This is a genomic window from Novosphingobium bradum (assembly GCF_042646485.1).
GTDB lineage: Bacteria > Pseudomonadota > Alphaproteobacteria > Sphingomonadales > Sphingomonadaceae > Novosphingobium > Novosphingobium bradum.
Window position 1 is genome coordinate 14,347 of the sequence record NZ_JBHRTQ010000006.1, and the last position, 15,434, is coordinate 29,780.

General features: G+C 70.0%; 14 protein-coding genes and 1 tRNA gene. 9 read left to right on the forward strand and 6 right to left on the reverse strand.

What is annotated here, in order from left to right:
* Positions 1 to 11: 11 nt before the first annotated feature.
* Together ACFOD9_RS05790 and ACFOD9_RS05795 are read right to left on the reverse strand one after the other, a co-directional pair.
* On the reverse strand, positions 12 to 1,208 hold the full coding sequence (locus ACFOD9_RS05790) for an amino acid aminotransferase (RefSeq protein ID WP_379509147.1): 1,197 nt from the start codon (positions 1,206 to 1,208) through the stop codon (positions 12 to 14).
* Positions 1,209 to 1,273: 65 nt separating this feature from the next.
* Positions 1,274 to 2,092, reverse strand: coding sequence for a DUF1134 domain-containing protein (locus ACFOD9_RS05795; RefSeq protein WP_379509148.1), 819 nt, complete (start codon positions 2,090 to 2,092; stop codon positions 1,274 to 1,276).
* Positions 2,093 to 2,307: 215 nt separating this feature from the next.
* Here ACFOD9_RS05795 and ACFOD9_RS05800 point away from each other — a divergent pair.
* Positions 2,308 to 2,400 (forward strand) — tRNA-Ser (locus ACFOD9_RS05800).
* A gap of 70 nt (positions 2,401 to 2,470) precedes the next feature.
* Here the strand turns inward: ACFOD9_RS05800 and ACFOD9_RS05805 are convergent.
* The 3 genes from ACFOD9_RS05805 to ACFOD9_RS05815 all read right to left on the reverse strand — a co-directional run bounded on the left by ACFOD9_RS05805 (position 2,471) and on the right by ACFOD9_RS05815 (position 5,639).
* Positions 2,471 to 4,132, reverse strand: a complete 1,662-nt coding sequence (locus ACFOD9_RS05805) for an FAD-dependent oxidoreductase (protein WP_379509149.1) — start codon at positions 4,130 to 4,132, stop codon at positions 2,471 to 2,473.
* Positions 4,133 to 4,254: 122 nt separating this feature from the next.
* Complete coding sequence (locus tag ACFOD9_RS05810) at positions 4,255 to 4,647, reverse strand: hotdog domain-containing protein (RefSeq protein WP_379509150.1); 393 nt, start codon at positions 4,645 to 4,647, stop codon at positions 4,255 to 4,257.
* A gap of 224 nt (positions 4,648 to 4,871) precedes the next feature.
* Positions 4,872 to 5,639 carry a TorF family putative porin gene (locus ACFOD9_RS05815; protein WP_379509151.1) on the reverse strand — a complete coding sequence of 256 codons (768 nt, stop codon included), beginning with the start codon at positions 5,637 to 5,639 and terminating at the stop codon, positions 4,872 to 4,874.
* A 478-nt stretch (positions 5,640 to 6,117) separates the two neighbouring features.
* Between ACFOD9_RS05815 and ACFOD9_RS05820 the strand changes: the two genes are divergently transcribed.
* From ACFOD9_RS05820 to ACFOD9_RS05850, 7 genes are all read left to right on the forward strand, one after another.
* Positions 6,118 to 6,591, forward strand: coding sequence for a c-type cytochrome (locus tag ACFOD9_RS05820; protein WP_379509152.1), 474 nt, complete (start codon positions 6,118 to 6,120; stop codon positions 6,589 to 6,591).
* 13 nt (positions 6,592 to 6,604) lie between these two features.
* Positions 6,605 to 7,360: a cytochrome b/b6 domain-containing protein gene (locus ACFOD9_RS05825; RefSeq protein ID WP_379509153.1), complete on the forward strand. Its 756-nt coding sequence runs from the start codon at positions 6,605 to 6,607 to the stop codon at positions 7,358 to 7,360.
* Positions 7,361 to 7,433: 73 nt separating this feature from the next.
* Positions 7,434 to 8,222: a molybdate ABC transporter substrate-binding protein gene (modA, locus tag ACFOD9_RS05830; protein ID WP_379509154.1), complete on the forward strand. Its 789-nt coding sequence runs from the start codon at positions 7,434 to 7,436 to the stop codon at positions 8,220 to 8,222.
* Entirely contained in the window at positions 8,223 to 8,912 is a 690-nt protein-coding gene (modB, locus tag ACFOD9_RS05835) for a molybdate ABC transporter permease subunit (protein ID WP_379509155.1), read from the forward strand.
* Positions 8,902 to 9,528: an ATP-binding cassette domain-containing protein gene (locus ACFOD9_RS05840; protein ID WP_379509156.1), complete on the forward strand. Its 627-nt coding sequence runs from the start codon at positions 8,902 to 8,904 to the stop codon at positions 9,526 to 9,528. Before modB ends, ACFOD9_RS05840 begins: the two co-directional genes overlap by 11 nt.
* 32 nt (positions 9,529 to 9,560) lie before the next feature.
* Positions 9,561 to 10,859, forward strand: coding sequence for a C4-dicarboxylate transporter DctA (gene dctA, locus ACFOD9_RS05845; RefSeq protein ID WP_379509157.1), 1,299 nt, complete (start codon positions 9,561 to 9,563; stop codon positions 10,857 to 10,859).
* Positions 10,860 to 10,863: 4 nt separating this feature from the next.
* Positions 10,864 to 12,078, forward strand: a complete 1,215-nt coding sequence (locus ACFOD9_RS05850; RefSeq protein ID WP_379509158.1) for a glycosyltransferase family 4 protein — start codon at positions 10,864 to 10,866, stop codon at positions 12,076 to 12,078.
* A 45-nt stretch (positions 12,079 to 12,123) separates the two neighbouring features.
* Here the strand turns inward: ACFOD9_RS05850 and ACFOD9_RS05855 are convergent, their stop codons facing one another.
* Positions 12,124 to 14,163 (reverse strand): elongation factor G, encoded by a 2,040-nt coding sequence (locus ACFOD9_RS05855; protein ID WP_379509159.1) that lies wholly within the window; start codon positions 14,161 to 14,163, stop codon positions 12,124 to 12,126.
* Positions 14,164 to 14,335: 172 nt separating this feature from the next.
* On the opposite strand from ACFOD9_RS05855, the gene ACFOD9_RS05860 reads away from it, so the two are divergent.
* Positions 14,336 to 15,376 carry an enoyl-CoA hydratase/isomerase family protein gene (locus ACFOD9_RS05860; RefSeq protein ID WP_379509160.1) on the forward strand — a complete coding sequence of 347 codons (1,041 nt, stop codon included), beginning with the start codon at positions 14,336 to 14,338 and terminating at the stop codon, positions 15,374 to 15,376.
* Positions 15,377 to 15,434 lie beyond the last annotated feature (58 nt).

Sequence of the window (15,434 nt, forward strand, 5' to 3'; positions counted from 1 at the left end):
CCGCCGAACTGTCAGGCCGAAGTCACGTCCGCCACGGCGGCGATGAACTGGTCGATGTTGCCCATGGTCAGCCCGGCCACGTTGATGCGGCCAGACCCGGCCATGTAAACCCCGTGCTTCTCGCGCATGGCCAGGATCTGCTCGGCGTTGAGCGGCACAATCGAGAACAGGCCATTCTGCGAGCCCAGCGGCGCGAGGTCGACAGCGCCGGCCTTGCCCGAAGCGGCCAGCTTCGCGCGAACCTGGCGCATCCGGGCGCGCATCTCGTCCAGCTCGCCCTGCCACAGCGCCACCAGCGCCTGGTCCTGCAGGATGATCCGCACCGCGGCCGCGCCATGATCCGGCGGCATCGACCAGGCCGCGCGGGCCAGGGCATGGCCATTCGACAGCGCGGCGTTCACCTGGGCGGCATCGGCCATCATCACGTAGACCGCGCCAACCCGGTCACGATAGAGACCGAAGTTCTTGTCGCACGAATAGGCCACCAGCGCCTCGGGCACTTCGCCCAGCACGCGGCGCAGGCCATAGGCGTCTTCCTCCATGCCTTCGCCCAGGCCCTGATAGGCCAGGTCGATGATCGGGAGCAGGCCCTTGGCCTTCACCAGGGTGGCGATCTCGTCCCACTGGGCCGGGGCATAGTCGATGCCCAGCGGATTGTGGCAGCAGCCGTGGAGCAGGATCGCGTCGCCGGCCTGGGCCGAAGCCACCGCGGCGCGCAGCGAATCCATGTCGGCCTGGCCGCCCGGCGTGGCATGGCCGAAGCCCTTCAACTCAAGGCCAAGGTCGGCCACGATCTGGGCATGGTTGGGCCAGGAAGGCGTGCCCATCCAGATCCGGGCCACGCCGGCGCGCTTGGCCAGGGCCAGGGCGAGGCGCACCGCGCCCGTGCCGCCCGGGGTCTGCATCCCCTCGATCCGGCCATCGAACGTCGGGTTGGCCGCGCCGAACACGTAGGGCATCAGCGCATGGACGAAGTCCATGTCGCCCTCGGGGCCGAGGTAGGCCTTGGAATCCTGGGTTTCGAGCAGCCTCTGCTCGGCCGCCTTGATCGCCGCGAAAACCGGGGTCGCCCCGCTGTCGGTGCGATAGACGCCCACGCCAAGGTCGATCTTGTCGGCCCTGGGGTCGGCATTGTGGAGCTTGATCAGCGCGAGCAGCGCGTCGGCCGGCTGCTGCTGAAGGTTCGAGAGGACAGTGCTGCTGGACATGGGCGCGCCTTTAGCGGCCTTCGCGCCCGCGGCAAAGGGTTTTCAGGGTCGGTCGTCCGCGCCGCTCAGAACGGCAGCCAGCGGCTCTTCCTGGTGAAGTTCATGTAGCCCGCGTTGAGCCCCAGGCGCAGGCCCACACCCATCCGCACCGGGATCAGCACCACGTCGCCGCGCCGCAGGTAGCTGACATGGAAGCCCCCCACGAGATAGGCCTGCCCCTCGCCCGCGCCGTAGCGGTGGTAAAGGTCCTCGCTGTTGTAGAGGTTGTAGACCAGCACGAAGGTGTTGCCCGCGCTGGCGCCAAGATCGAGCCCGACCGAGGGGCCGGTCCAGTAGACCGGCAGCTTGCCCTCGACCTTGTGGTAGAGCGTGCCCGAGCCATAGCGCAGCCCCACCACCACCGCGCCGCCGCCTTCGCGGCCAACGATGTAGCCGTTGGGCTCGCCCTGCTTCTTGAGCAGGTCCTTGATGATGTCGGCCAGGCCATGGGCGCCCTTGCCGAACACCCCCTCGGCCGCGCCGATCAGGTCGTCCTCGTGATAGGTCGCCCCTTGCGCGCCGGCCTGGACCGGGTTGGTGGCGGCCTGGGCCGCCGCGCGTTCGGGATTGGCGGAGGTCACCACCGGGGCCGGTGTCGCCACGGAAGCTGGAGCCGGGGCAACCGGCGCACGGGCCTCCGGCTCGGCCACCGGCGTTGCGCCGACCGGCGCGGCGTTGATCGAAGGGGCCGGCCCGTTCCGGACCAGGTCCCCGTCGATCGCGGCATCGGGATCGACGGCGCGGACCTGGGCAATGGCGGGCTGGGCAGCCAGCGTCAGAGCAAGCGCCGCGCCCGTGAAAACGGCGATCAGTCGTCCGACCCGGGTCGGTCTCGGCTTGTTCATGATGCTTCCCATCCCTCCGGCCCTCGCAATCGAGAAACCTGCGCCACGTTGAGAATCGATGCCTGCGGCCACCGCAATGAACCGGCGATGAGCCGAGTCCGAATTGCGACCGAAGGAGCCGAATGCGCCATTTGCGCCCCTCCGGCAAAAATGCCGCAGAGCCCCTTGCCGCCCTCCCCACCCCTCGCTATAGCCCGCCAGCGCCGCTGCGATCCGGAGACGTGGGTGAGTGGCTGAAACCAACGGTTTGCTAAACCGTCGTACTGGTAAATCCGGTACCGAGGGTTCGAATCCCTCCGTCTCCGCCATTTCCTGAGGGCCATCGGAACCGCCCGGCCCCGCGTGGGGCTCAGGCAGTCGGCTCCGCTCCCATCCCCATCACCCGTCGTTGCGCCCGACCATGTGGCGGACCGCCTGCCAAGCGAAGGCCAGCGAGGCGGCGATGCTGGAGCCGGCGCCCGGGTAGTGGCGCCCCATGACCGATGCTGTCGAATTGCCGGTCGCATAGAGGCCCGGGATCGCGCTGCCGTCGGGGCGCAGGACCCGGGCGTGTTCGTCGGTCAACAGCCCGCCCGCCGTCCCCACGTCGCCGGGATAGAGGCGCAGCGCATAGAACGGCGCGGTTTCCAGCGGGGCCAGGCTCGGATTGGGGCCGACCGACGGATCGCCGCCCAGCCAGTGGTCATACTGGCGCGCGCCGCGCCGGAAGTCCTCGTCCACGCCGTTGCGGGCAAAGCCGTTGAAGCGCTCCACCGTTTCGCGCAGCGCCTGCGGATCGATCCCGCAGTCCTCGGCCAGCGCCTCCAGCGTCGGCGCCCGCTTGAGGTAGCCGCTGTCCAGCCAGGCCTGCGGGGTCTTGCCGGGCATGGCCATGAACAGCGGATAGGTGCTGCGGTTGCGGTGATCGAGGATCAGCCAGGATGGGATCGCGGGCACCGTCCGGTTGCGCGCATACTGGTTGTTGCCCACTTCGACATAGGAGGCCGCCTCGTTCATGTAGCGCCGGCCCGACTGGTCGACGATGATCGCATGGGGCCGGCCGACATCGGTAACGTTGAGGATCCGCTGGCCCGGGGCAGGCAGGGAGGCAGAAGTCCACCACACCGCGTCCATCAGGTCGACCGCGGCGCCGGCCCGCTGGCCCGCCTCGATCATCTCGCCGGTATCGCCGGGGTTGGCCATGGTCCAGTCCACCGAGGCGGGATGCGGGCCATGGTGCTCGCGCATCCGGGCATTGTGGGCAAAGCCGCCGGCGCTGATCAGCACGCCATCGCGCGCCCTGATCCGGCGCGGGCCGCCCGGCGCGGCGACGGCCACCCCGGTCACCCGGCCCTGGTCGATGATGAGGTCGGTGACCGGCGTTTCGAGGCGGATGTCGATCCCGGCATCGAGCGCAAGGCGCAGGAGCCGGCCCTGCAAGGCATTGCCCGAACCCACCCATTGGCGCCCGGTCAGGCGGTTGACCAGCATCCGCCAGGCCACCCGCAGCGCCGCCCGCTTGCCGCGCCAGGTGGTCTTGACCGTGGCCAGCCGGCCGCCTTCGTGCGTGTTGATCGGCATTGCCGGCGCACCATGGCCGCGCAGCTTGGCCGCCCATTCGCCCAGATCCCGCAGGTCATAGGGCCGGGCCATGACTGTCCGGCCGCGCGGTTCGCCGCCGGGCCGGTCGTCGTAGTAGTCGGCATAGCCTTCCTGGCGGAAGAACGCCATGCCCCGGCTTTCCAGGAAGCGCAGCGCCTCGTCGATCCCGCGCAGGAAGGCCTTGCGCCGCGCGAGCGAGGAGGCCGGCCCGACATCGCCGACCACCACATCGAAATAGGTGAGCGCCCGCTCCTCGGAATCGGCAATGCCCGCCCGCCGCATCAGCATATTGCCCGGCGCCCAGACGATCCCGCCAGAGATGGCGGTCGATCCGCCGAAACGATCGGTCTTCTCGAGAATCACCGCCCGCTTGTTGCAGCTTTTCAGATACAGCGCGGCGCAGACCGCACCCGCGCCGCTGCCCACGATGATCGCGTCGACCGTCTCGTCAAAATCCACTCCCGCCTCCTTGGCCCCGGCCATTCTTGCCGGTAGTTGTGTAGTGATAACACCTTAGGCGAAGGAAGCCAGAGTTAAGCGGCCTGTCCGGCGCGGAACCGGAAGGCGGGGCGCCACACGGGTCAGGCCGGCCCGCGCTTGACGAAAGGCCGGAACACCCCGCTGATCCGCACGAGATCGCACCGGCCCGAGCAGACCATCGCATCGGCGAAGACCAGGCTGGCCGAACGCTTGCGCTCGATGATCTCGGCCTCGATCCAGTCGCCCAGCCGCGCCGGGCGGATATAGTCGATGGTGAGCGAGAGGGTGATGCCCATGACCGTGTCGGCCAGGGCAAAATCGGCGAAGGCGGCAAGGAAGCCGCCATGGGCATAGCCTTCGCTGTTCGCCTGCTCGACCCCGATCCGGCAGCCGACCCAGCGGCGCCCATCGGCCTCGCGCCGATGGAACTGCGCGGCATGGCGCACGAAGGGGCTGTTCCCGCCATAGGGAACATATCCCGCGGGTACCGACATTTCCAACCGACCGGCCTCCCGTGCCCTGGCGCGCACCCCGCGCGCCCGCGGCGTGATCGCTTCATGGCACGGATTCGATATCGGCGGCGCGGCGAAACTCAAGCGCATTCGCGCCGCACAACGCAGCAAGGCCCGGCGCATGGCCGGGCCTTGTCTGCCAGGCGCGCCGCTCGCGGCACGCCTGAAGGCGAGCCTCGCCGCCCCTGCGGCGAGGCTCGTGACGATCAGAACGCCGCGGTCAGCGAGGCGACGATGCGGCCCTTGGTGATCTGGCGACCGGAAGCATTGCCGCCCGAGGTCCACAGCACCGCATTGGCGCTGCTGACATCGGTGCCAACGTAGGACACGTTGAAGGTCAGCATCTTGTAGGCGAAATCGGCGCCGACCGAGTAGTCGACCACGTCCAGACCCTTGGTATAGGCGCTGGTGCCGGTGGAGATGCCGCCGTGGGCCTTGAGGGTGATCGGCGTGCCGCCGATCGGCAGGCCCAGGTCGGTGTAGACCCACACGTTGTGGCCGCCGATGTTGTTCTGCTTGGGCGCCCAGTAGGTGCCGAGCTTGGCGTTGACCGGCCCGACCTTGCCCGAAACCGAACCATAGAGTTCGACATAGTCATAGGAGCTGCCCGGCAGCGGATGGCCGTTGGCGCCCGGATAGACGTAGTAGACCACGCCGCCGTCCAGCGTGACCGGACCCAGCGCCTTGCTGTAGCCGCCGATCAGGTCGAGTTCCATGTTGGAACCGCCGAAAGTGCCGTAGCCGGCCAGGTTCGAAGCCCAGGTGCCGACGTAGATGCCCGACGAATGGGTGGCGGTGATGCCGCCCTGGATCGCCGCGTCGCGGTCGGTCTGCGAAACGCCGCGCAGGCTGTACTCGGTGGCGAGCGTCGCCGAACCGGTGATCTTGATGGCGTCGTCGGCGAAAGCGGGAGCGGCGGCGAAGGCCGACGCGAAAGCGGTGGTGGCCAGAGCTGCCTTGATGATCTTCTTCATAATTCCCCCTCAGGAATTTGCTTGTTGCCCTCATTGGCCCGAAACTCTCCGCAAAATCCGTGCCAAATGCCTGGCCCACGCATTTCCGCCGAATTCGCGCCCCTGCCGCGCCCCAGCCATGCCTAAAAAACAGGCAGAAGCCCCAGCGCTGCCCAATTTTTGCATGGTGCGGCGCAGCGACAGGTTGTCCAGGGAACCGTATCTTGTGGCAGCTGAGCAGTCACCATCGCTGGATTTCCTTGATTTTATACCGCCGCCCACCAACCCCAGCCAGACGATGCCCGGCATTGCAATGCAGCATACACTGGCCATGAAGGCCACCCACGGCCCACACCCCAGCCCACAACAGCCGATCGATTGTCGCCCGGCGCGACCAATCGCGACAGGCCCGCGCGTTGACCGCGCGCGCCGGATCGGCAAGACAGGGCACCAGACAGGGCAGGGGTCAGCCCGCCTCTCGCCGATGGAGCCTAACACCGTGCCAAAGCCGATCACGCTTGCTCTTGCCGCCCTGCTGCTCCCCGCCGCCGGGCTCGCCCTGCCCGCCGTGGTCGGGGCCGCGGCGCCCAACCAGGTGATCAAGCAGCGCCACCACAACTTCGAGGCCATGGGCCGCGCGATGAAGGGCACCTTCGACGAATTCAAGCGCCCCGCCCCCAGCATCGCGGTGATCCAGGCCCATGCCAATGTGCTGGCCGATGCCGCCCTCAAGGTGAAGGGCCACTTCCCCAAGGGCAGCGGGCCGGAGAGCCGGGTAAAGACCGAAGCCCTGCCCGCCATCTGGGAACGCCCGGCCGATTTCGCCGCCGCCGCCGATCGCCTGGTCGGCGCGACCCGGGGCTTGCAGACGGCCAGCGCCACCGGCGATCTCGCCGCGATCCAGAAGGCCGCGGGCGCGGTTGGCGGATCGTGCAAGAACTGCCACGACAGCTTCCGCAAAGCCAAGGCCTGAGGAGCGCACCGCGATGACCGAGCGTGCAGCCGCCGAAACCCCGGCCGGAACCCCCGTTCGCCTCTGGGACCTGCCCGTCCGCCTCGTCCACTGGAGCTTCGTGGTCCTGATCGCCCTGCTGTGGTGGAGTGCGGAAGAGCGCGACATGGACCTTCACTTCACCCTGGGCCTGGTCATGCTCGGCCTGATCGTGTTCCGGCTGCTGTGGGGGCTGGTCGGCAGTTCGACCGCGCGGTTTGCCAGTTTCGTCAAAGGCCCGGCGGCGATCCGCGCCTATCTGGCCGGGCTGAAATCGGGCACCGGCCCGCACGTGGTCGGCCACAATCCGCTCGGCGCGCTCAGCGTGCTGGCGCTGGTCGGGCTGATCGCGGCCCAGGTGGGCCTCGGCCTGTTCGCGCAGGACCATGACGCGATCAATTCCGGCCCGCTCAACTTCCTTGTCTCCTATGATACCGCCAGCGCGATCAGCGAGGTCCACGAAGCCTTGTTCAACGTGATCCTGGCGGTGATCGCGCTGCACGTGGGCGCGATCCTCTTTTACCGCTTCATCAAGCGCGACAATCTGGTGACCCCGATGATCACCGGCCGCCGGGTGTTCGAAACCGCCGTGGCCACGCCGCGCATCGCCCCGCTGTGGGTGGCGCTGGTCTGCGCGGCCCTTGCGGCTGCGATCGCGGTGTGGGTCTCGTGGGGGCTGCCGCCCTTCGCCACGCCGTTCCCGTGGAACCGCGCGGTCGAGGCCGCACCCGATCCGTCGAGCTATATGTAGGCATCCCCCGCGCGGCCGGGGCTTCCGCCACGGCCCGTTCCACTATATCAGCCCGGATACAGTGGAGTTGCCGATGACCGTTCCCGCCCGCCTCTGGCTGCTGCTTGCCCTGGCGCTTGCCGCTTTCGCCCCCGCCCCATTCACCCCCGCCGCCCGGGCCGATGCCTCGCGCGCGCCAGTGGTGCTGGCCGCCGCCAGCCTGCAGGAATCGCTGGGCGCGGCCGCCGATGCCTGGGCGCGCCATGGCCATCCGCGCCCGGTGATCTCGTTTGCCGCCAGTTCGGCGCTGGCCCGGCAGGTCGAGGCCGGCGCCCCGGCGGACCTGTTCGTTTCGGCCGACGAGGCGTGGATGGACTATCTCGCCCAGCGCCGGCTGGTCCGGCCCGAAACGCGCCTGGCCCTGCTCACCAACCGGCTGGTGCTGGTCGCGCCCGCTGGCAGCCCGGTGCGCCTTTCCATCGGCCCGCGCATGGCGCTGGGCGCGGCTCTGGGCAGCGGGCGCCTGGCCGTGGCCGATCCCGACAGCGTGCCCGCCGGGCGCTATGCCCGCGAGGCGCTGACCCGCCTGGGCGCCTGGCCGCAGGTGGCCCGGCGGCTGGCGCGGGGCGAAAACGTGCGGGCCGCGCTGGCGCTGGTCGCGCGCGGCGAGGCACCGCTGGGGATCGTCTATGCAACCGACGCCCGGGCCGAACCGCGCGTGCGGGTGGTGGGCACCTTCCCGCCCGCCAGCCACGCGCCGATCTCCTATCCGCTGGCGCGGCTGGCCCGCTCGGCCAACCCGGAAGGAGAGGCCTTCCGGCGCTACCTCCTGTCGCCCGAGGCCAGGGCGCTGTTCCGCCGCTTCGGGTTCGGAACCCGCTGAATGCTCACCGCCGGGGAATGGCAGATCGTGGCGCTGTCGCTCAAGGTCAGCGCGGTGGCCGTGGGCCTCACCCTGCCGCTGGCCTTCGCGCTGGCCTGGGTGCTGGCCCGCGCGCGCCTGCCGGGCAAGGTGCTGCTCGATGCGGCAGTCCACCTGCCGCTGGTGGTGCCGCCGGTGGTGACCGGCTGGCTGCTGCTGCTGGCCTTCGGCGCCAATGGCCCGATCGGCGGCTGGCTGGAGCGGGTGCTGGGCGTCACGGTCCTGTTCCGCTGGACCGGGGCGGCGCTGGCCAGCGCGGTCATGGCCCTGCCGCTGATGGTCCGCGCGATCCGGCTCTCGCTGGAGGCGGTGGACCCCCGCCTTGAAGCCGCCGCCCGCACCCTGGGCGCAGGGCCGTGGCGGGCCTTCGCCACGATCACCCTGCCGCTGGCCCTGCCCGGCGTGCTGGCCGGGCTGGTGCTGGGCTTTGCCCGCTCGCTGGGCGAATTCGGGGCAACGATCACTTTCGTGAGCAACATTCCGGGCGAAACGCAAACCCTGCCCCTGGCGATCTACGCGGCCCTCCAGATGCCCGGCGGCGAAAGCACCGTGGCGCGGCTGGCGGGCATTTCGGTCCTGCTCTCGCTTGTCGCGCTCGTGGCCAGCGAAATGCTGGCGCGGCGCAGCGGGAAAGGCGCCCATGTCCTTTGACATCGACCTGACCCTGCGCCGGGGGAACCGGACCATCGCCGCGCGGATCGCCAGCCATGCGCGGCTGGTGGCCCTGTTCGGACCATCGGGCGCGGGCAAGACCTCGGTGCTCGACATGGTGGCCGGGCTGGTGCGGCCCGATGCCGGCCGGATCGCGGTGGGCGGCGCGCTCCTGTTCGACAGCGCGCAGGCAGTGAACCTGCCGCCCGAGCGGCGCGCCTGCGGCTACGTGTTCCAGGATCTGCGCCTGTTCCCGCACCGCTCGGTGGCGCAGAACCTGCGCTATGGCGAACGGCTGGCCCCGCCCGAACGCCGGTTCATGGGGCTGGACGAAGTGGCCGGGTTCCTCGGCATCGGCCACCTGCTCGACCGGCGCCCGCGCAGCCTTTCGGGCGGCGAGGCCCAGCGCGTGGCGATCGGCCGCGCCTTGCTGGCCGGGCCGCGATTCCTCCTGCTCGACGAGCCGGTCTCCTCGCTCGACGCCGCGCGGCGCGAGGAAATCCTGGCCGTGATCGCGCGCATCCGCGACGAGCTGGGCCTGCCGATCCTCTACGTCACCCACGACGAACGCGAACTGGCGCGGCTGGGCGCCGAAGTCGTGGCGATCGGGGGCTAGCCCTCGGCTGCCGGCGCGCTACAACGCCGGGCATGAGCCATCCTGCCACCGACCTGCCGCCGGTCCACCGGGCGCGCCACTGGTATGGGCACCTCTACGTGCAGGTGCTGGCCGCGATCGTGGCGGGCGTGCTGATCGGCCAGTTCGCGCCCGCAGCCGGCGAGGCGCTCAAGCCGCTGGGGGATGCCTTCATCAAGCTGGTCAAGCTGGTGATCGCCCCGGTGATCTTCCTGACCATCGCCACCGGCATCGCCGGGATGCGCGATCTGGCCGCCGTGGGCCGGGTGGCGGCCAAGGCCATGGCCTATTTCCTGACTCTCTCCACCCTGGCGCTGGTGGTGGGGCTGGTGGTGGCCAACCTGGTGCGCCCGGGGGCCGGGCTGAACATCGATCCGGCCAGCCTCGATGCGGGCAAGGTGGCCGACTATGCCCACCAGGCCCACGAGACGACAATCACCGGCTTCCTCATGGCCATGATCCCCGAAACCCTGCTGTCGGCGCTGACCCAGGGCAACGTGCTACAGGTGCTGGTGGTGGCGGTCCTGTTCGGCATCGCGCTGGCCACCGCCGGCCCGCGCGCCGAGCCGGTGCTGACCGTACTGGAAAACCTGGCCGTGGTGGTATTCCGGCTGGTCGAGATCGTCATGCGCTTCGCCCCGGTGGGCGCGCTGGGGGCCATGGCCTTCACCATCGGCAAGTATGGCCTCGCCAGCCTGGCCCACCTCGGCCTGCTGGTGGCCACCTTCTACCTCACCTCCCTGCTGTTCGTGCTGGTCGGCCTCGGGCTGGTGGCGCGGCTGGCGGGCTTTTCGATCCTGGCGCTGATCTCCTACCTGCGCGGCGAACTGCTGCTGGTGCTGGGCACCTCCTCCTCGGAAAGCGCGCTGCCGAGCCTGATGGAGAAGCTGGAGCGGGCCGGCTGCCCCAAGGCCATCGTCGGCCTGGTCGTGCCCACCGGCTATTCGTTCAACCTCGATGGCACCAACATCTACATGACCCTGGCCGCGCTGTTCATCGCCCAGGCCTGCAACGTGGAATTGACGCTGGGCCAGCAGGTGCTCCTGCTGGGCGTCGCCATGCTATCGTCCAAGGGCGCGGCGGGGATCACCGGGGCGGGGTTCATCACGCTCGCGGCGACGCTGTCGATCGTGCCCAGCGTGCCGGTGGCGGGCATGGCCCTGATCCTGGGGGTGGACCGGTTCATGTCGGAATGCCGCAGCCTGACCAATTTCATCGGCAATGCCGTGGCCACGCTGGTCGTGGCGCGCTGGGAAGGCGCGCTGGACGGCGCGGCGCTGGCCAGCGCCCTCGCGCGCGAACCGGCGGACTGAGCCGATGAAGATCCTGTTCGTCCACCAGAATATGCCCGGCCAGTTCAAGCACCTGGCCCCGGCCCTGGCGCGCGCGGGCCACGAGGTGACCTTCCTCACCCAGCGCGGCGACGTCGACCTGCCGGGCGTGCGCCGCGCCACCTATGCCAAGCCGCGCGCCGCCCATGCCTCCACCCACCACTACGTGCGCCTGTTCGAGAATTCGGTGCTGGCCGGCCAGCAGGTGGTCCGCGCCTGCCAGCAATTGCAGCGCCACGGCTGGATGCCCGATGTAATCGTGGCCCATCCCGGCTGGGGCGAGGCGCTGTTCGTCAAGGACGTGTGGCCCCATGTGCCGCTGCTCAACTACTGCGAGTTCTACTATGGCGGCCCGGGGTCCGACATCGGCTTCCTGCCGGAAGAACCGGCCGATCTCGATGCCATCTGCCGGGTGCGGGCGCGCAATGCCAGCCACCTGTTGAGCCTTGAAGCCTGCGATGCCGGGCTTTCGCCCACCCGCTGGCAGCACAGCCGCCACCCCGCCCCGTTCCAGCCCAGGATCCGCACCATCTTCGACGGGATCGACAGCGGGATCGTCCGCCCCAATCCCCGCGCCAGCTTCACCCTGCCCGGCGGCCGCGTGCTCACCGCGGCGGACGAAGTGGTGACCTATGTCGCCCGCAACCTCGAACCCTATCGCGGCTACCCCAGCTTCATCCGCGCCCTGCCCGGCCTCCTCGCCCAGCGGCCAGAGGCCCAGGTGGTGATCGTGGGCGGTGATGAAGTGTCCTATGGCCGCGGCCCGCCCGAAGCGCCCAACTGGCGCGAACACATGGCGCGCGAGGTCAGCCTCGATCCGGCCCGCGTCCACTTCACCGGCAAGCTGCCCTATGCCCGGTATCTCGCCCTGCTCCAGGTCTCCTCGCTGCACATCTATCTGACCGTGCCCTTCGTGCTGTCGTGGTCCTGCCTCGAGGCCATGAGCGCGGGATGCCTGGTGCTGGCTTCCGATACCGCGCCGGTGCTGGAAGCAGTGGAGGACGGGGTGAACGGCCTCCTGTGCGATTTCCATTCGCCCGTCGATATCGCCAGCAAGGCCACCGCCGCGCTGGCCGCGCGCGCCGATCTGGGGGCACTTCGCAAGGCGGCCCGCCAGACCGTGCTGGATCGCTACGACCTCTCGCGCTGCCTCCCCGCGCAGATGCGGCTAGTCGAGGACGTGGCGGCGATGCGGGGCTAGGGCGTCTGGCGTCGCGCAAGCGTCAACTTGCCCGACCCATGCAACCTAGGCCGCCTCCCGCGCCCGCTCGATCAGCTGGTCCGCCGTCTTGCCGGCCACCTCGGCCAGATGATCGAACCGCGCGGTGAAGCTCGCCAGGCCCTGGCTGGCGGCGCGCAGGTCAGCCTGGAGGCGGCCCAGCTCGGCCTCGGGCACCAGGGCGGCAATGGTTTCCCACTGGTGCCAGCCCTCGCGCGGGACCATGCCCAGCACCCGGGCGCGATGGCTGGCAAGCGCCGCGGTGATCCGCGAGGCAGCGCCCGGCGGCGCGTGGATCGTCACTTCGTCCACCGGTTCAAGCAGGTAGGGCGCGGCGGCGGCCAGGGCTGCCGACATGGCCAGCCGGCCCGCCGTGCGGAAGGCCAGTTCCGAACTGTCGACCGAATGGTAGGAGCCATCGACCAGGGCCACGGCGACATCGACCACCGCAAAGCCCAGCGGCCCGCGCGCCATGGCATCGCGCACGCCCTGTTCGACCGCCGGGATCCACTGGCGCGGAACCACCCCGCCGCTGATCCGGTCCTCGAACACGAAGCCCGCGCCGCGCTCCAGCGGGCGCAGTTCGATCACCACGTCGCCGAACTGGCCGTGCCCGCCCGACTGCTTCTTGTGCCGCCCGCGCTGGCTCGCGCCCTTGCGGACGGTTTCGCGCAAGGGCAGCGTGGGCGCGCGGGTGGCAAGCTTCAGCCCGTGGCGGCGCGCCAGCCGGTCCAGCGCCAGGGCCAGGTGATCCCCGTCCAGCCCGCGCAGCAGGGTTTCGCGGGTCTCGGCCAGGGTCTCCCAGGCAAGGCCGAGATCCTCCTCGACCAGCCTCGCCAGCGCGCCCGAGAGGCGGACCTCGTCGGCATGATCGGGCACGGCAATCGCCAGGGCATGATGGGCCTTGCGCCGCTCGCGCGCAGGGGCCGGCGCGGCGGCGGCACCAAGGCCCAGCCGCGTGCCGGCCGTGATCCCCTCGGCCTTGGCGAGGCCGATCACCGCGCCCTCCCCGGCGGCGGCAAGGCGGGTGGCGGCGGCGCCCTGCAGCGCGAACAGCGCCGCGCGCAGGCTCTTGCCATCGGGGCACTTCAGATCCGCGCCCTCGGCCAGCCTGCCGCCGAACAGACGGCCCACCGCCAGGCGGCCGACCTGGCTTTCGCCCAGCACCTTGAACACCTCCAGCGCCGGTCCAGCAATGCCGAGGCGCGCGGCGGTGATCGCCGGGGCCGGGGTATCGTGGCGCAGGGCTTTCAGCAGGCGCCTGAGGCCAAAGCCGTGGCTGGCCGATCCGAACAGCACCGGCACGATCTGCCCGGAGGCGGTTTCTCGGGAAAGATCATCGGCGATGAGGGCGAGATCGGGTTCCTCGTCATCGAGCAGGCGTTCGAGCAGGGCGTCGTCGTGATCGGCAAGCTGTTCGAGGAAATGCATCCGCGCGGGTTGTTCCTGCGCGCGCAGGGCCGGATCGAGCGCGATCGGCGCGGCGGGGCCGCCCTCGCGGTAGTGAAAGGCGCGGTCAAGCGCGAGATCGACATAGCCGGTCACCACGCCCTGTTCCACGATCGGCATCTGGCGCGCCACCAGCGGCGCCGCGCTCAAGGGCTGGAGCGCGGCGAGGAGGGCTGAAACAGATGCCCCATTGTCGGCATCGCGGGCCTTGTCGATCCGGTTGACGAACACGGCGTGGGGCAGCCCGCGCGCGGCCAGATCGCGCAGCAGCGGCTCGGCCAGCACCGCGCGCGCCGGCTCGGGCGCAATGACCACCAGGGCAAGATCGGCCACGGCCAGCGCACAGTCGGTTTCCGCCGCAAGCCCCGCCGCGCCGGGGCAATCAAGCAGGGCATAGGCATCGCCGCCCCAGGTGAAATGCGAAAGGTTGAGTTCGGTGGAACTGCCGCGCAGCCGGGCTTCGGGGCTGGCATCGCCCAGCGATGTGCCCGCCTCCACGCTGCCGCAGCGGTTGATCGCGCCCGCGGCATGAAGCAGGGCTTCGGCCAGCGTGGTCTTGCCCGAACCGGCTGGTCCCACGATGGCAATGGCGCGAGCGCCGGCGCCGATGGCCTCCATGATCTTCTCCTCGGTTGGTGCCCTCCGGCGTCCAAGGCGATCCCGGGCCGAGCATCCGTCAATCCGGTTGCGATTGCAACGAGTCGATTGCGGCGGCGAATTGGGCCTTGCCCAAGCGGGCCGGCTTGCCCATTCGGGCCGCACGGCGAACAGCAAGGGAATCGGGGACGGCATGGACGAGGTTCTGATCAGCGTGGATGGCGCCGCCGGGCGGCTGTCGCTCAACCGGCCCAAGGCGATTCACGCGCTGAACCGCGAGATGTGCCTGGCGATGATCGCGGGCGTCAGCCGCTTCGTGGCCGATCCGGGCGTGAAGGCGATCGTGATCGACCATGCCGAAGGGCGCGGCTTCTGCGCCGGCGGCGACGTGGCGATGATCCGCCAATCGGCGCTGGAGGATGGCGGCGTGGCCGCCAGGGCCTTCTTCGCCGACGAATACCGGCTCAACCACCAGCTGTTCACCTGCGCCAAGCCGGTGGTGGCCTTCATGGACGGGATCACCATGGGCGGCGGCGTGGGCCTGGCCCTGCCGGCGCGCCTGCGGGTGGCGACGCAGAACACCCGTCTTGCCATGCCCGAAGCCGCGATCGGCCTGTTTCCCGATGTCGGCGGCGGCTGGTATCTGTCGCGCCTGCCGCACCGGGTGGGCCAGTATCTCGCCATTGCCGACACCCGGATCGACGGGGCAGACTGCCTGTGGCTGGGCCTGGCAACCCATTACCTGGCGGCCGAAGCGCTGCCCGAAGCCAGGCGCCGCATCGCCGCCGGCGAGGAACCGCAGGCCGTGCTGGATTCGCTCGCCGTGGCCCCGCCGCCGGCGAAGATCGCCGCGCTGGCCCCGCAGATCGAGCGCCATTTCAGCCATGAACGGGTGGAGGACATCCTCGCCTCGCTGGCCGGCGACGCAAGCGACTGGGCGCAGGCCACCCGCGCCACGATCCTCGAAAAGTGCCCGATGACCTGCAAGGTCGCCATGGTCCAGCTCGCCCGCTCGCTCGCGCTGACCGACTTTGCCGAAAACATGGCAATGGAATACCGCATCGGCGGACGGATGATCATGCGCCCCGATTTTCCCGAAGGCGTGCGCTCGGTGATCATCGACAAGGACCGCTCGCCCAAGTGGAACCCGGCCCGGCTGGAAGACATCACCGAAGACGCGGTCGATGCGATCTTCGCCCCCCTCCCGGCCGGCGAGAAGTGGCAGCCGCTCTAGGGTCCGTACTCAATAAGGTTGCGCGGGAGGCTGTTGGCTGATTCAAGGTGTCCGAGGA

Excerpts from the sequence above, each read along its gene's own strand:
- ACFOD9_RS05790 (WP_379509147.1), bottom strand. The coding sequence starts at position 1,208 with ATGTCCAGCAGCACTGTCCTCTCGAACCTTCAGCAGCAGCCGGCCGAC.
- ACFOD9_RS05795 (WP_379509148.1), bottom strand. The coding sequence starts at position 2,092 with ATGAACAAGCCGAGACCGACCCGGGTCGGACGACTGATCGCCGTTTTC.
- ACFOD9_RS05810 (WP_379509150.1), bottom strand. The coding sequence starts at position 4,647 with ATGTCGGTACCCGCGGGATATGTTCCCTATGGCGGGAACAGCCCCTTC.
- ACFOD9_RS05815 (WP_379509151.1), bottom strand. The coding sequence starts at position 5,639 with ATGAAGAAGATCATCAAGGCAGCTCTGGCCACCACCGCTTTCGCGTCG.
- ACFOD9_RS05825 (WP_379509153.1), top strand. The coding sequence starts at position 6,605 with ATGACCGAGCGTGCAGCCGCCGAAACCCCGGCCGGAACCCCCGTTCGC.
- modA (WP_379509154.1), top strand. The coding sequence starts at position 7,434 with ATGACCGTTCCCGCCCGCCTCTGGCTGCTGCTTGCCCTGGCGCTTGCC.
- modB (WP_379509155.1), top strand. The coding sequence starts at position 8,223 with ATGCTCACCGCCGGGGAATGGCAGATCGTGGCGCTGTCGCTCAAGGTC.
- ACFOD9_RS05840 (WP_379509156.1), top strand. The coding sequence starts at position 8,902 with ATGTCCTTTGACATCGACCTGACCCTGCGCCGGGGGAACCGGACCATC.
- dctA (WP_379509157.1), top strand. The coding sequence starts at position 9,561 with ATGAGCCATCCTGCCACCGACCTGCCGCCGGTCCACCGGGCGCGCCAC.
- ACFOD9_RS05850 (WP_379509158.1), top strand. The coding sequence starts at position 10,864 with ATGAAGATCCTGTTCGTCCACCAGAATATGCCCGGCCAGTTCAAGCAC.
- ACFOD9_RS05855 (WP_379509159.1), bottom strand. The coding sequence starts at position 14,163 with ATGGAGGCCATCGGCGCCGGCGCTCGCGCCATTGCCATCGTGGGACCA.
- ACFOD9_RS05860 (WP_379509160.1), top strand. The coding sequence starts at position 14,336 with ATGGACGAGGTTCTGATCAGCGTGGATGGCGCCGCCGGGCGGCTGTCG.